The 14,315-nt window shown below is 57.9% G+C and carries 9 protein-coding genes; 5 read left to right on the top strand and 4 right to left on the bottom strand.

Annotated features, from left to right (window positions below; all coding sequences use genetic code 11):
- Positions 1 to 202: 202 nt before the first annotated feature.
- Positions 203 to 5,140: a S8 family serine peptidase gene (locus QGH30_04435; GenBank protein MDP7021584.1), complete on the bottom strand. Its 4,938-nt coding sequence runs from the start codon at positions 5,138 to 5,140 to the stop codon at positions 203 to 205.
- 275 nt (positions 5,141 to 5,415) lie between these two features.
- A complete protein-coding gene (locus QGH30_04430; protein ID MDP7021583.1) occupies positions 5,416 to 6,204 on the bottom strand; it encodes a zf-HC2 domain-containing protein in 789 nt (262 codons plus the stop codon).
- Between the two features lie 187 nt (positions 6,205 to 6,391).
- Between QGH30_04430 and QGH30_04425 the strand changes: the two genes are divergently transcribed.
- The 3 genes from QGH30_04425 to selB all read left to right on the top strand — a co-directional run bounded on the left by QGH30_04425 (position 6,392) and on the right by selB (position 10,153).
- The gene (locus tag QGH30_04425; protein MDP7021582.1) at positions 6,392 to 6,931 is read left to right on the top strand and encodes a sigma-70 family RNA polymerase sigma factor; all 540 of its coding nucleotides are present in this window, start codon (positions 6,392 to 6,394) and stop codon (positions 6,929 to 6,931) included.
- A 67-nt stretch (positions 6,932 to 6,998) separates the two neighbouring features.
- Entirely contained in the window at positions 6,999 to 8,264 is a 1,266-nt protein-coding gene (gene murA / locus QGH30_04420) for a UDP-N-acetylglucosamine 1-carboxyvinyltransferase (GenBank protein MDP7021581.1), read from the top strand.
- Entirely contained in the window at positions 8,261 to 10,153 is a 1,893-nt protein-coding gene (gene selB / locus QGH30_04415) for a selenocysteine-specific translation elongation factor (GenBank protein MDP7021580.1), read from the top strand. The genes murA and selB overlap by 4 nt, the downstream gene beginning before the upstream one ends.
- Here the strand turns inward: selB and QGH30_04410 are convergent.
- Positions 10,150 to 10,716: a hypothetical protein gene (locus QGH30_04410; protein MDP7021579.1), complete on the bottom strand. Its 567-nt coding sequence runs from the start codon at positions 10,714 to 10,716 to the stop codon at positions 10,150 to 10,152. The two genes, selB and QGH30_04410, sit on opposite strands and share 4 nt — an antisense overlap.
- Complete coding sequence (locus QGH30_04405) at positions 10,716 to 12,254, bottom strand: hypothetical protein (protein MDP7021578.1); 1,539 nt, start codon at positions 12,252 to 12,254, stop codon at positions 10,716 to 10,718. Before QGH30_04405 ends, QGH30_04410 begins: the two co-directional genes overlap by 1 nt.
- Positions 12,255 to 12,413: 159 nt before the next feature.
- Here QGH30_04405 and QGH30_04400 point away from each other — a divergent pair, with 159 nt between their 5' ends.
- A complete protein-coding gene (locus QGH30_04400) occupies positions 12,414 to 13,331 on the top strand; it encodes a T9SS type A sorting domain-containing protein (GenBank protein MDP7021577.1) in 918 nt (305 codons plus the stop codon).
- Between the two features lie 67 nt (positions 13,332 to 13,398).
- A complete protein-coding gene (locus tag QGH30_04395) occupies positions 13,399 to 14,298 on the top strand; it encodes a T9SS type A sorting domain-containing protein (protein MDP7021576.1) in 900 nt (299 codons plus the stop codon).
- The last annotated feature ends 17 nt before the right edge of the window (positions 14,299 to 14,315 follow it).

Below are 14,315 nucleotides of genomic sequence, written 5' to 3'. Positions count from 1 at the left end.
TGGGAAAAAACCGGGAGCACACTCTCAGTTACGCCTATTAGAGTGGAAGCAGAGGAAGAGAAAAGGACATCCCGCCGGAGCACCGGCGGGATGGACATGATCGAAGAAGTCTCTGAGATGATGCCTCCAGGAGATACATTCTCAGAGGCACAACCTGATAATGAAAAAAGCCCCGGCAATCGCCGGGGCTTCTCATGACCAACTACTTCAGCATCATCATTTTGCGGGTCTCCCGGAAGTCTCCCGCAGAAATCCGGTAGAAGTAGACACCGGAGGGCTGCATTTCGCCCTGGCTGTTCCTTCCATCCCACTCCACTCGATGCTCCCCCGTCTCCATTGTGGAGTTCAGAAGGCTCCGCACCTTGCGGCCAAGGAGGTCGTAGATCTCGAGCCTCACCAGTCTTGTGTCCGGCAGGTCGAATCGGATCTCCGTCTTGGGGTTGAAGGGGTTCGGGCTGTTCGAATAGAGCCTGCAGGACAGGGGACCTGCCGGCGTTTCCGGCGCATCCACTTCACCGCAGCCCTCATTCAGGGCTCCGATCAGGACTCCGCAAGCATTGGCATCCGGCAGGCAGGGAGAGTTGGCCGCCAGGCGGTAACTGCCTGCCTCTGTGGGAGCGTCGTTGCAGGACTCGGAAGAACAGAAGAGGGGATCCGCGTTGAGGTTTTCTGTTTCCCAGACAATGGAACCCGGGCTGTAAATCCCATCTTCCCTGACACTCGAACAGGAAAAACTGGCCGAGGAAGAGCCGGTTCCATAGTATTCATCGCCGCTGCCCCCGGCACAGTTGTCCCAGAGGATACAGCGCTCAAAGATGGCGAAGGCGTTGTTGTAGACCTCCACTCCCCCGCCTCCGTAGAGCTCCGTCGCATTGCCGCTGAAGGTGCAGGAGACAAAGACCGGGTCGCAACTGGTTCCGACAAACACTCCTCCTCCGGACCTTTCTGCGACATTCCCGGAGATCACGCAGTTCATGAAGGTGGGCGAAGCTCCCGAACCGAGAAGAATGCTCCCTCCACGCCCGGTGCCGGGAGTTTCCGCATCGTTCGCATAGCCGTTCACGAGACGGAAACCATCGATCAGCGTTTCCTGCGATTCAGCACTGTGCAGATAGAAAGCCCGGTCTGCGCCTTCACAGTCGATCTCGGTATCCTCAGGCCCAGCTGCAGAACGGAGAACCAGGTTCTTGCCCAGGAATTCGATTCCCCGGTTGCCCACTCCTGTGTAGGTTCCCGCGGCCGCCTGAATCGTGTCGGCATCGACGGCGACATCCACCGAGTGCTGGATGCTCGCAAAAGGATTGCCCTCAGAACCATCGCCCGTTGCATCGTCGCCCAGGGGATCGACATGGATCACAACGGGTGTGTGCGGCACAGTGAGCGTGACATCCACGCTGACGATGTGAGTGTCCGGATCATTGCTGAAGACCAGAAGCGTGCAATCATGGCTTCCTTCTGTCATTCCACTGGCATCGGCCATAATGCTGACCGTGGAAGTTCCCGAGGCAGGAGTCGCCCCCGTAAGCGGCGATGCCGTGATCCAGGCACAGTCCTGATCGGGGAAGATTCTCACTGCAAGGTCATCGTGCAGGTAGTCGGAGTTGAAGACAATCTGCAGTCCGTCGAGACCGTCTCCGTTCTCAATTCCAATGCTTGCCGAGTCGAGAAGATTGCTGTCCATTGCCAAGTACTGGTAGAGGATGCTTCCATCAGTCTCCAGCATGACCTGGAAGGTGTAGACTTCCGGCCCGTTGTAACGGGGGACATCGGTATACTGCACGATGAAGCGGCCATTGTCCTCGTCATGGAAGCTGTGGATGCTCCCGCCCACTCCCGGATCCAGATCATCCCAGAAGGGTGCAATGAAGTTGTGAGGCTCGTGGTAAGGGTCAGGGATGGGATCATTCCCCCAGACCGCATAGGCAGCATCAAAGGTCAGGCAGCCATTGTCGCCAATGTTCACGAAGTTCATGTCGATCCCATAGAAGGGAAAGTTGAAAGGAAGGGCGACATTCACACCATCTTCGTCGCCGATGGCGTGAGCATTGCCGACAGCAACGATATCGAACCAGTCAAAGGCAGGTCCTCCGATGTCGTCGCTGTCAATCCAGCCGTAACCGTATTCATCCTGTCCTCCGGAACGCAGGGGGGCTTGGCCACCTCGGGGGTCCAGTTCGCCCCTTTGCAATTCCAGCTTTGCGTACTGGCGCAGGTTCCTGACTCTTTCTTCAAGAAGGGACCTTTCAGCCGAGCTTCCCGAGCGGAAGAGGAAGGACCACTCCTCCTGTTCCCCGATTTCCCAGTCAAGGCTCAGGGCGTCTGCGGGCAGGTTGCTGATTTCCAGTACCTGGCTCTCGCTTTCTCCCTCAGCTAGTGTGAAGTCGAAACTTACGGGGCTGACCGAGATGTCTGGGTAGGAAGCCACACAATCGGAACCCTCGGCTCCCATTTGCACCCCGCAACTGTTGTTGGCGGGAAGGCAGGGAGAAAGGTTGGCCAGGCCGAGGTCGCCCGATTCCGGGTCACAGAACAGAGGATCTTCCGAGATGTTGCCGTTTACAAGGTAGAAGCTCCCGATACTGCTATTCCAGTCTCCGTCTGCATTTCCGTAGAGGCAGTTACAACTGAGAAACACGCTCCCTGATTCATCGTTGATGGCAATGGATGAACCGTCGCTGCTGTAGGAGATGATGTTTCTGTACAGTGATGCCGTTGCGTAGTACAGATGAACGGCGCCGGATCCCGCCTGCGCGCTTGAATTCCCGTAGAAGGTGCAATCGTCGATACTGGCCCAGGCAGTGTCGTATCCAAGGTACACACCGCCACCGACGGTCGCCGAGTTGGAGTCAAAGGTGCAGGATGCGATGCTGGGGGTGCCCTCTGCCGTGCAGATAGCGCCGCCCCAGGTTCCCGAGTTGTCGCTAAAGAGACAGTTCTCAACCACGGAATTGGAGTTGCGGAGTTTCAGGGCTCCTCCGTTCAGCGCGTAATTGTTCCTGAACTGGCAGTTCCGGATCGTCGGATCGCAGCCGAAGACATAGATGCCGCCTCCCTGATCTTCAGGATAGGATCCGTCCTGATAAGCACCGGTGATCGTGAAACCGTCAAGGACCGCAGAGGATGTTTCCCCGCTGTGAAAGTGGAATGCGCGATGGTTGCTGGCCGCGCTTCCTCCTGCATTGATGATCGTCAGTTCCGGCCCGCTCAGGGACTGAAGCAGCAGGTCTTTTCCGCCAAAGTCGAGATCCCGGTTTCCGATTCCGGAGTAGATGCCCGGGGAAACATAGATGGAGTCTCCGCTGAGAGATGCGTCGATGGCCGCCTGAATGGTTCCGTAATCTGCAGGCACATAGACGATGCTTGCGTGTTCGCGTACGATTCCCGTGACAATCAGCGAGTATCTCTGGGGACCCTCGCTGATGGCGCCCTCATGGTCGATGTTGACAGTCAGGATGCCGCCGGAGAGCTGATTGGAATCAATCTCGATCTTTTCAACATTGTCACGGTCATTGTCGCCGGTAGTCGCGGCATTGCCGGGATTGGCGGGATTCAGGATCCAGGGGCGGAAAGTGCTTCCTCCCTGCACAGCGTCCATGTCCAGATCATTGACCAGCATCAGGGTTCCGGGATCCACCGCATCGGCGACCGGGGTTCCTTCCGGGTCCATCCAGACCAGAGTCATGCTTACATCGTCCCACCCGCTGACATCGAAGTGGTAGGTGTCGGTCTCGCCATGTTCCAGGGTGGTCTCGATCACATAGGTGTCGTCGTTCGGGATGTCCGAGATCAACTCTGCGGCACTTCGGGTATTCATGAGTCCCCAGCCATGCTGGTAGTCCGGGCCGTCAGCGGCTCCTGCCTCATCGCAGGTGTGCAGAATGATGGCCTTGATGGTGGCAGCCCGGGGGAAATCGCCGATCGTGTCTTCGTAATGCTCCTGAAGGAGCGCCGCCGAGGCCGCCACGCTGGGCGTGGACATGGAGGTTCCCGACGAGTTGGTGTAGGAGGTGTCGTTGCTGTCGTCGGTGCTATAGACAAAGTTACCGTTGGCAACGAGATCCGGTTTGATGCGCCCGTCGTCCGTGGGTCCCCAGCTGCTGAAAGCCGTGAGAACCACATTGCCGGGATTCGCATAACCGCCGGGAATGTCGTTCACCGCGCCTACCGTCAGGATATTCTTTGCACAGGCCTTGGGTCCCATGGTGTCGTAACCGGTGGCACCGCCATCGGCGGCATGGTTGTCATTGATCCAGATCCAGACACTATTGGCTTGCTGGAAGTGCCAATGCCAGCCTCCCGCTCCCGGTCCCGCGTCATTTCGGTCGTTCCCTGCGGATTTCGTGATCAGCAAGAGAGGAGCCGCATGGGCGAGATTGTCGTATTCGGCCGATTCATCCATGTAGAATCCGAATCTGTGATCTTCGTTCGTGCTCAGTGTGGAGTCGCCATACCAGGCCCAGGTACCGGTGTTGTCCTGGTTCCATCCGGTAACAAACCCATAGGAGTGGCTGGAGGCCCTCATGCCGAAGAGAGCGGAAAGCGCCATTTCCGCAAGGTCATCATCCCAGTCGAATGCGATCAGTCTCTCAGCCTCATGTGCCATTCCCTTGGAGGAGGCATCTTCCCCTGCGGAAATCAGGGTTCCCGCGCAATGGGTGCTGTGCCAGTGAGTGGCTGCAGGAGAGTCAATCTGCACGACACGGCCATTGAATTCCGTATGGGTCAGCCGAACTCCACCTGCGTCCCAGATTCCCAAGTGGTTTCCCGTGATCGTGGCACCATCAAGATCCAGACCTGTGGCTCCACCGGTCCAGACTTCATCGGTGCTAATGGTTCTGGCCGCATTCAGGTTGGTGATGGATTGATACAGAGGGAAGCCCCGCTCATTGACATACATGAGTTGAATGTCCGACTGGCCGATCTGGCCATCTTCCCAGGGCTGCCCGGTTTCCAGTAACGTATGATAGGGATCGCCTCTGCCGAGTTCCACACGGAGGCGGGACTCTTCCACCAGATTCAGCAGAGTAGACTCCTCCACCTGCAATCCAGCGGGTTGGGGGCCGAGTTTGTCGGCTAATTCCAGAGCCAGAGAGGACTGAAGAAGAAGAAGAAGTGACAAGATGAAAGTGAGCCGGCGCATGACAGTCTCCTGTTCGCGAGAGGAACAACGATTCTTTCATAATCATATCAGATTACGCACAGAGAATCCCGTGGAAGTTGGAAAGAAAGTGTAGGGAGAATTACAGGGTCCTGAATTGAAAAAAAGAGGCCTTCCCTGACCTCATTCGCCGGATGGGCAGCGTAAGGCACAGGGAAAGCCAAGTCTCGCAAGCGAGACAGGAAGACGCTCCTCGGAGGATCCCCTGCTCCTTAATGTCGCAGATAGTGGCAAAGCGTTATGAAAAAAAGGGAAGATTACCGTGCAAGAAAGCGAGCCAGGTAGACCGTTTGCCCATCTTCCATCAATTCAACCCGATACAGGCCTTGACGAAGGCACCGGCTGGGAAAAACCAGGCTCAATACTCCCGTTGAAGGGTCCCAGGCCTCCGAAAACAGGCCTTCGTGCCGGAAAATCTCCGTCCCATTCCCGTCTTCCAGGATTCGGAGGACAAAAGACTGTTCGGCAGATTCCGGATTGCTGACCAAGGCCAGGGAGATCCAGGCCGTTGCCTCGTCGAGAACCAGAGAGGGAAGGGCTGGTTCAGCTCCCCGGAGAGTGGGTTCCAGATAGAGAATCCGGGATGCTCCCCCGGTGGGCTGTATGAAATTCCGGGAGAGGGGTAGGAGGGCGACAAGAAGAACCAGCGCCAGCAGTGCCAGATTGCCTTTGTGAATGATGGGGCGCAAGACGGACTTCAGGCGCTGTGAGGGGCTGTGAAGGGAGTCCTGGATTTCCCGAACCTTTCGAACCTCGCTCTCGCAATTGGAACAACTTCGTATATGCAGTCCGATGCGGGCGTAATCCGGGGTTTCCAGTTCTCCATCATCGAGGGCGAAGGAGACCAGGGAATCCGCATCGGGATGCCCCTCCAGCAGGCTCTCACCATGGGTTTCCAGCTCCCGGCGGATCTCACCGATCAACTTCAGGGTATGTCTGCACTCCGGGCAGCTACCCAGATGAGTTTCCAGAAGGCGAGCCCTTTCGCCTTCCAGTTTGCCCATAGAGTAGTCGGAAAGAAGTTCCCGAAGTTCCGAGTGTTCCATGTTCCCTTTCCTGCGCGACCTTTCAGAATAGCCTTTCCCCGCTGTCAGGACAAGGCATTCCCTGCCTCTTCTGTCGCAGGGAAGAGGATTATGTTACTGATTATCTTGAAAAAGTGATTTCCCTCTGTCAGACTCTCCCCGGGTTAGTAGCATTTACCAGGATGGGGAAGGTGGGTATGAGCGAGCCTTGAGTTCTCTGTCAGGTCGTTCCCGGGAACAGGATATTCTGCGCGCCTTTCTTCGAGGCGATGCGCAGGCATGCGCCCGCGTGGACCAATGGTGTCGGCAGATTGTCTACTCCCGTCTGGCCGGGATTCCCCGGGAGGAGCAGGACGATCTCATTCAGGAATCACTGGCAGGAATCTGGAAACACGCTACCCGCAATGGATTTGTCGTTCGCAGCAGTTTTCGCGCCCTGGTTCACAAGATTGCCATGGCCCGCTGCGTGGACTGGATCCGTCGTCGCCGGGAAATCTGCGATCTTCCCGAAACTCTCCGCTCTTCCGGGTTGGACCCTCTGGACAGGACCGAGTTGCGGGATGAGGGGGGACGCCTTCGCCTTGCCCTCTACCGCCTGGATGAAAGACGCCGACGCCTGATCCAGCTTCGCTTCTATGAAGAAAAGAGTTATGCCGAGATTGTGCGTGAGCTCGGCGGAACAGAGTCCAGTTGGCGAGTGAGGGTTCATCAGTGTCTTCAGGATCTCCGAAGGGATCTCCGGGATTAGCGGAACCGCTTCTTTGCCTCTCGCGTTCCACTCCCGGAACTGCTAGTTTTTCCCCGGGAGATGAATCATGGAACAGTTTCTCATTGAAGGACCGGTAGCACTCGAGGGCCGACTGCGCCCCGGGGGTTCGAAGAACTCCACGCTTCCGCTGATGTGTGCCGCGCTCCTCTCCGAAGGGGTCAGCGAACTGAGGTCTGTGCCCCGGCTTCGGGATGTAAATACCCTGATCCGGGTTCTGGAGACTCTTGGCGCGTCTTGTGATTTCTCAGGCGATCGCCTTCGCATCGATGCCCGGGACATTCCCTGCCGGGAAGCTCCCTATGAACTGGTCAAGACCATGAGGGCTTCGATCACGGTGCTCGGTCCCCTTCTAGGCCGTTTCGGGGAGGCTCGCGTGAGCCTGCCCGGAGGCTGCGCCTGGGGTCCCCGCCCTGTGGATCTTCACCTCGAGGGTCTTCGGGCTCTGGGAGCCCGCATCGATCTGGACCACGGCTACATTGATGCCCGCTGTCCCGATTCCGGAAGGCTGGAAGGTGGTGAGGTTCAGTTTCGCATTTCCAGTGTCGGAGCTACCGAGAACATTCTGATGGCCGCCGTGCTGGCGCGCGGAGAGACTCGCATTCACAATGCCGCCCGCGAGCCCGATGTGGAATGTCTGGCCCGAAACCTGGTGGCCATGGGAGCGAAGATCGAGGGCATCGGAACGGGGACATTGCTTGTCCGGGGCGTGGAGTCCCTCGATCCACTGGACTGCGAGGTTCCCCCGGATCGCATCGAGGTGGGAACCTATCTGGCCGCCGCACCGATTACTCGCGGCAGGATTCGCGTGGAAGGCTGTATTCCCTCCGAACAGTCCGCGCTGCTGGATGTGTTTCGGCAGGCCGGCCTCGAAATGGAAGTTGGCGAGGACTTCATTGAAGTGGATGGCAGTACTCGCATGAAGCCTGTCGACTTGGTCACCGAACCCTATCCGGGCTTTCCCACGGATATGCAGGCGCAGGTCATGGCTGCCTGTACTCTGGCCGATGGCATCAGCACGCTGACCGAAACGATCTATCTCGATCGCTTTACCCATGTCGCGGAACTGCGTCGCCTGGGAGCGAAAATCCGCCTCGACGGCAATGTGGCCGTAGTCACCGGGGTCGAGAAGCTTCAGGGCGCGCCCGTCATGGCCACGGATCTGAGAGCCAGCGCCGCTTTGGTGCTGGCCGCCTGTGCCGCAGAGGGAGAAACCCGCATCAGCCGGATCTATCACATTGATCGCGGCTACGATCAAATCGAGGCCAAGCTCCAGTCCCTGGGCGCCCGCATCCTTCGCAAGGAGGAGGAGTGAAGCACCTGATCATCGGCACGGCCGGTCATGTGGATCACGGCAAGACCCGCCTCATCGGCAAACTCACGGGAACCAACACGGACCGCCTGAAGGAGGAACAGGCGCGAGGGATTTCGATTGAACTGGGTTTTGCCACCATGAACCTGGGCGATGTCCGGGCCGGCATCGTCGATGTTCCCGGCCATGAGAAGTTCGTCCGCACCATGGTGGCTGGCGCCGGAGGCGTGGACCTGGCCCTGCTGGTCGTGGCCGCCGATGAGGGCGTGATGCAGCAAACCCGCGAGCATATCGAGGTCCTCGACCTTTTGGGAGTGAGCCGGGCGGTAGTTGCGCTCAGCAAACTGGATCTCGTGGAAAGGGAACTGGCCGAACTGGCCGCCGAGGAAGTCAGCGAGTTTCTCGAGTCCACATCTCTTGCGGGGGCTCCGCTTGTGCTGGTTTCCTCGGAGACGGGCGAAGGAGTGGAGGAACTCCGGGAGACCCTCTCCAGCATTGCGGCAGAACTTCCCGAACGCCAAAGTGGCGGTGCCTATCGGATGCCCATTGACCGAATCTTCTCGGTCAGCGGGATGGGGACGGTGGTGACCGGCACGACCTGGAGTGGCAGTGTCTCGGAAGGGGAGCAGTTGGAGATCCTGCCTTCGGGAAAACCGGTGCGGGTGCGCGGGATTCAGGTGCATGATCAGGCCTGCAAGGAGGCCCGTGCAGGGCAGCGCACGGCACTGGCTCTCCATGGAGTCAAGCATGATGAAGTCGAGCGGGGGGAAGTTCTTGCCAGCCCCGACTCCCTGACAAGTTCTCACATGTTCAGTCTTCGTGTTCAGGCTCTGGCCTCCAATCCCCGAGCCCTTCGGCAACGCAGCAGGATCCGTTTCCACTTTGGAACCAGGGAAGTACTCGGCAGGCTTCAGCTTCTGGATTGTGATCAACTGGAGCCCGGTGCGGAATGTCTGGCCCAGGCCCGGCTGGAGGAAGCGGCGGTAGGAGCCGTGGGGGATCGTGTGATACTGAGATTCTACTCCCCAATGAGAACCGTCGCCGGTGCCAGCATTCTCGAGAGCGATGCTCCCAAAAGACGCCACGCCAGAAGCCGCGATCTGGATGCCCTGGCTCTCTTGGAAAAGGGAGATCCCGGGGAGATTCTCGAAGGGCAGATTCGGGAGACCGGCCTTGAAGGACTCCGGGAGAATGAGGCCCTCAAACTTGCGGATCACTACGGCGGGGCGGAGACCCTCCGCGAGCTTCTCGACAAGGAGCGGATCCGCAAGCTCGGGAAGAGCTACTACCATGAAAACGAGCTGCAGCAACTTCATAGTCGCATCGGTGAAATGGCCCGGGAGTCTGCAGAAAAGCGACCGCTTGCCTGGGGACCTTCCCGCGAAAGCCTGAGGTCCTCTCTTGCGCCCTCTCTGCCGCCCGCAAGCTTCAACCGCATTCTGGAAGACTTTAAGGACAGGGGACTGCTGCGGCTTCGCAAGGAGTCCCTGCGCGTGGATTCTGCAGATCCCGAGCCGGACGAGCGCACACTTACCCTGCTCAAGCCACTTCTGGAGGAATGGAAAAACGCCGGGCTTCAGGCCCCCGGAGTCGAGCGTTTTGCGGAGGCCGGGTTTTCCGAAGACGCAGTTCCCGACCTTTTGTCCTGGTTGATCGAGCAGGGAGAACTGATCCGAATCAGCCAAGGCCTGCTGATCCATTGCGAGTCTCTAGACATTTTTCGCAAGGGACTCCGCGAGCTATTCGCTGCTGCGGAGGTGCTGAGCGTGGGCGAAGTGGGCAGGCACCTTGGCCTGAGTCGCAAGATCTCCGTGCCTCTTCTCGAGTACTCGGATTTGCAGGGTTGGACGATTCGCCGGGAATCCGAGCGCCGTCAGGGAGAGGAGCTTTAGTAGAGAGCCTTGATTTCGCTGAAGCTGCCTGACCGAAGACTGCTGGGGATGAAGTCCATCGTTCCATTCGGCTGAAACACCCAGTCAAAAACCAGCGTGTTTTCATCCAGGCTCTTTACCTGAAACTTCACGGCCGTGGATTCCGGGCTCTCACCTTCACGAATCTGGAGCAAGAGGTAGATTCCGTCTTCTTCCGCTTCGGCCAGCGCTCCCAGTTCCACATCCTCCATGGACGCGACCGACTCCAGATCTGTGAAGCCGGCATCAGCTCTGGCAATGAGTGCCCGGTCGTAGAAATCCTCTCCTTCGGGTGCCCGCAGATAGACGGAACCCGGGGCGAGTTCCACAGGGAGCAGGTCCACCTCTTTTCCGAAGATGAAATCCAGATAGGGGGCATTCCTGCTTGTTCCAGTGAAAAAGTCGAAGCCTTCCACGGTGCTTCCGTTCTGAATGGAATCAAGCGTGGCGACCTCCAGAGAGTCGCTTCCTGAGGGAAGACCCCAGGGGTCCACATAGTCTGCCGAAGCAGCGAGGGCAATCAGGAGAAGCCAGAGAGCTCTCATCAGAAACCTCCCCCGCGGGATTCACAAGTGCCGAGTGCGCCGATGGAGCCACAGCTGCCCGCCTGGGCCGGGCCCTCGGGATCCACGCGCCAGTCTCCGGACTCCGGGTCGCAGAAGAGAGGATCCTCATACACGGGATCACTTCCTTCGGAGACCGCGCCCTCGAGGTCGCTTTCATTGTCGAAGAAGAGGCAGCAGTCAAGCAGCGGGGAGGCTCCCGGATCTTCGGGAGGGAGGAAGATTCCCGTGAGATTCCCGGCCAGGATAGAGCTCGAGAGAACGCAGTTGCTGGAGTTTTCCAGAATCAGCCCAGCCACCTCGCTTTCCAGAACGCTCAGGTGATCAAGGGTCAGGGCGGCATTCTCGCTCCAGAGACCGTACCATCGGTGTTCGGCAATCAAAAGACCCTCGGCATCCAGAGTGCCTCCGTCCTGATAGATTCCGTAATCATTATTCCGGATACTGACACCACGAAGAACCAGACGGTCTTCCCCGGAGCCGTGGAAGGTAATTCCCTTGGAGGATCCTGTAAGAAGCAGGGAATCGAGACTTGCCGATGACTCTTGCAGATAGACGGCGGCATCGATGGCATTCTGCATGACGATGTTCTCAATCCGGCAGTCCACGCTTCGACCCTTCAGATAAAAGCCGTAGAGACAGCCCGCTTCGCCTGCATCAAGAAGCAGGGGACCCTGTCCGGGGAAGGGTCGGATGAGCAGGTCCCTTTCGTCCAGAACCAGAGCAGCGTTTTCAGGGCTCTGGGCTTCGAGATAGTAGTCCTGAACCCGGAGCATCAGGGTGTCGATTCCCTGGGCCTCTGCCCAGTCGATGCCCTGTTGCGGCGTGGTCAGCAGCGTGTCGCTTTCGCCCGCGGACAGAACTCCGGGGATCAGAATCAGGCTTCGGGGAGCGAGGGTCAGGACCAGTTCGTTTTCCGTGTCGGCCACGATGAACACCGTGTCGGGATAGCCGGGATAGAGATCCGTGCATCCATAATAGGCATCCGTCTGGAAACTGAAGGCGCTCTGTTGTCCCCAGGGAAGGGAGTCGATGAAGAACTCCGAGCCCGGCCCCTGCAGAGTGTCTCCGCCGGTGATCGCCAGAGAATCCACTTCTGCCGGAAGTCCTTGCAGATCCCGCAAGAGGACTCGCAGGCTTCCGTAGCGGGTTCCCAGCGGGATGGACGCCGTGGCAATGGAAGAGTTCTGAAGGTCGAAATCGTAGACCTTCACCGTGAACTGCAGGGAGTCGATGCCATCGAAGGAGGATGGCGCAATCCAGTAAACCACCGAGTCGGCGTATTCACCATCCATCCAGCTTCCCAGACCTGCGTCCTCGTACCAGCGGAAGAAGATCGGATCTCCGTCGGGATCCTCGGCCTCCACGCTGAGTCGAAGCGTGTCGAGAGGCTCCGGGCTCAGGGAACTGAGTACGATTTCCCCGGGAACCGGGAGGTCGTTTTCGGGAAGTTCTCCCACCTCCAGGCCGCAGGCCAGAAGGAAGAGCCCCAAGATCATTAAAAGTCGAAGTGCTTTCATAGCTTTATGATCCATAGCACAGGGAAGGATTCCGGAAAAGAAGGGAATATGAGGAAATTGTGGGCAGAGTCGGGCATTTTGGGAATCCCCTTTTCAAAGCCCCCACATTCAAGGTATAATGCATCAATTCAGCCATGGCCTTACTCAAGGGGGAATCCTATGCGATCGGTATGTTTTCGGCTGTTTCTATTGAGTCTCTTTGCCCTGTCGTTTCAGGCTCTTGCCAGCGATGTAGTATACTACGAAGGCAGTATCGCCTTCGATTATGAGCAGTGGCCCTGGGGATCCTATGACGGTTCCCATAGTGTCGCCGGTGCGATCATGGACCCTGCCGTGGGCTGGGAAGATGGAATCACCGAGAGCGTGGGAGGGCGCAGGGAGGTCTTTTCGGACACCCTGACTGTCTGGGCCTATGGCGCGATTCTCAATGCGGATGACACGGTGGATGTGGGTGCCTTCTTCCTGCGGACAGCGGGAGGATCTTTCTCTCCGGGCACCTATCCCATTGATGCTACGGACTTCATGACCGAGTTCGCCTTCTTCGATGATGTGACGAACTTTTCCATTCCTTCCGAAGATGATGACATGGCTGCCTGGATCACCAGTCTGGATGCTTCGCACAAGTTCTTCGGAACCTCCGGCAATATCGTCTTAGACGCTATCGACGAAACAGCTCTCAGCGGTACTTTCAACGGCGCGATGGCCGATCCGAACGACTTCACGATCATTAGCATCACCAATGGAGTGTTCGATCTTGTGGGGATGCCGGTTTCCGAGACCGGCGTGGAAGAGGCTCCGGCTCTCCTTCTCCGTCATGGCAACTTCCCCAATCCCTTCAATCCGAAGACCCGGATCTCCTTCTCACTGGAAGAGGCGAGCCGGGTGCGGGTCAGTGTCTATGACACGGCGGGCCGTGAACTTCTCCTGCTCGAGGATTCCCTGCGGGAGGCCGGCGAGGTGAGCCTCGACTGGACAGGCCTTGATCACCGTGGTCTGCAACAGCCTGCGGGAGTTTACCTTTACCGGGTCTGGACCCCTCAAGAAGTAGTATCCGGGAAAATGGTATTGCTTCCCTAGTTTGACGAATATCCCCCCTATGGTATAATCATTGAGAAAAGATCTCTATACCGCAGGGGGGTTTTTGATGTCATCCAGATTCCTGCTTCTTCTTTTTGCCCTGTTCCTCGCCTTCTCGGCCAGTGCCGAGGTGGTCTACTACGAAGGTGCCTATGCCTTCGATTATGAACAGTGGCCCTGGGGCGGCTACGATGGGAGTTTCTTCGCTTCCGGGCCCATGTTTGATCCCGAAACCGGTTGGCCGGATGGGCATACCGAGAGCGTGGGCGGGTCGAAGATGGTCTATGCAGACACCCTTGTGACCTACTGTGTTGCTGCAATCCTGAATCCTGATTCCACGGTGAATGTTGCTGCTCTCTTTTTGAGAACAGACGCAGACAACTTTGAGCCGGGAGACTATGCGATTGATGTCACGGATTTCATGGCCGGGTACGCCTTCTTCGACCGTGTGAGCAATTTCACGGTTCCCGAGGATCCCTCGGATCTGGGAGCCTGGATTGACGGCATCGTGGCCGATCACAAGTTCTTTGGAACCTCCGGTGTGGTTTCTCTGGAAGAGGCCAGTGACACGGCTTTACGGGGTACCTTCTACGGCGCGATGGCCGACCCGAACGACTTTACGATTATCTCTGTGACGAACGGCTACTTTGATCTGGCCGGCATGGTGGTTTCCTCTGCGGGGGATCCTGCCTATGCTCGCAGCCATGCTTCCTATCCAAATCCTTTCAACCCGAAAACCACGATTCGTTTCCAGATGGAGGAAGCCGGGCAGGCACGAGTGGCCATCTATGACATTCGGGGACGGGAACTCCGTGTCCTGCTGAACGAGGTTTGTGAGGCCGGAGAAAACCGGGTGGACTGGGATGGCCGGAATCGCTCAGGGGAGGGCCAAGCTGCGGGCCTGTACTTCTACCGGATCACTTCGGGGGGAGAACAGAGAAGCGGCAAGATGGTACTTCTGCCCTAGGCAGTGACCGGAAAGGC

It is taken from the genome of Candidatus Krumholzibacteriia bacterium, from assembly GCA_030748535.1.
Classification (GTDB): domain Bacteria; phylum Krumholzibacteriota; class Krumholzibacteriia; order JACNKJ01; family JACNKJ01; genus JASMLU01.
Note: the sequence above shows the minus strand (reverse complement) of the source record. Positions and strands in the feature narration are given on the sequence as shown.

Bases quoted from the DNA above. Each gene is read 5' to 3' on its own strand.
- QGH30_04435 (MDP7021584.1), bottom strand. From the start codon at position 5,140: ATGCGCCGGCTCACTTTCATCTTGTCACTTCTTCTTCTTCTTCAGTCC.
- QGH30_04430 (MDP7021583.1), bottom strand. From the start codon at position 6,204: ATGGAACACTCGGAACTTCGGGAACTTCTTTCCGACTACTCTATGGGC.
- murA (MDP7021581.1), top strand. From the start codon at position 6,999: ATGGAACAGTTTCTCATTGAAGGACCGGTAGCACTCGAGGGCCGACTG.
- QGH30_04410 (MDP7021579.1), bottom strand. From the start codon at position 10,716: ATGAGAGCTCTCTGGCTTCTCCTGATTGCCCTCGCTGCTTCGGCAGAC.
- QGH30_04405 (MDP7021578.1), bottom strand. From the start codon at position 12,254: ATGAAAGCACTTCGACTTTTAATGATCTTGGGGCTCTTCCTTCTGGCC.
- QGH30_04400 (MDP7021577.1), top strand. From the start codon at position 12,414: ATGCGATCGGTATGTTTTCGGCTGTTTCTATTGAGTCTCTTTGCCCTG.
- QGH30_04395 (MDP7021576.1), top strand. From the start codon at position 13,399: ATGTCATCCAGATTCCTGCTTCTTCTTTTTGCCCTGTTCCTCGCCTTC.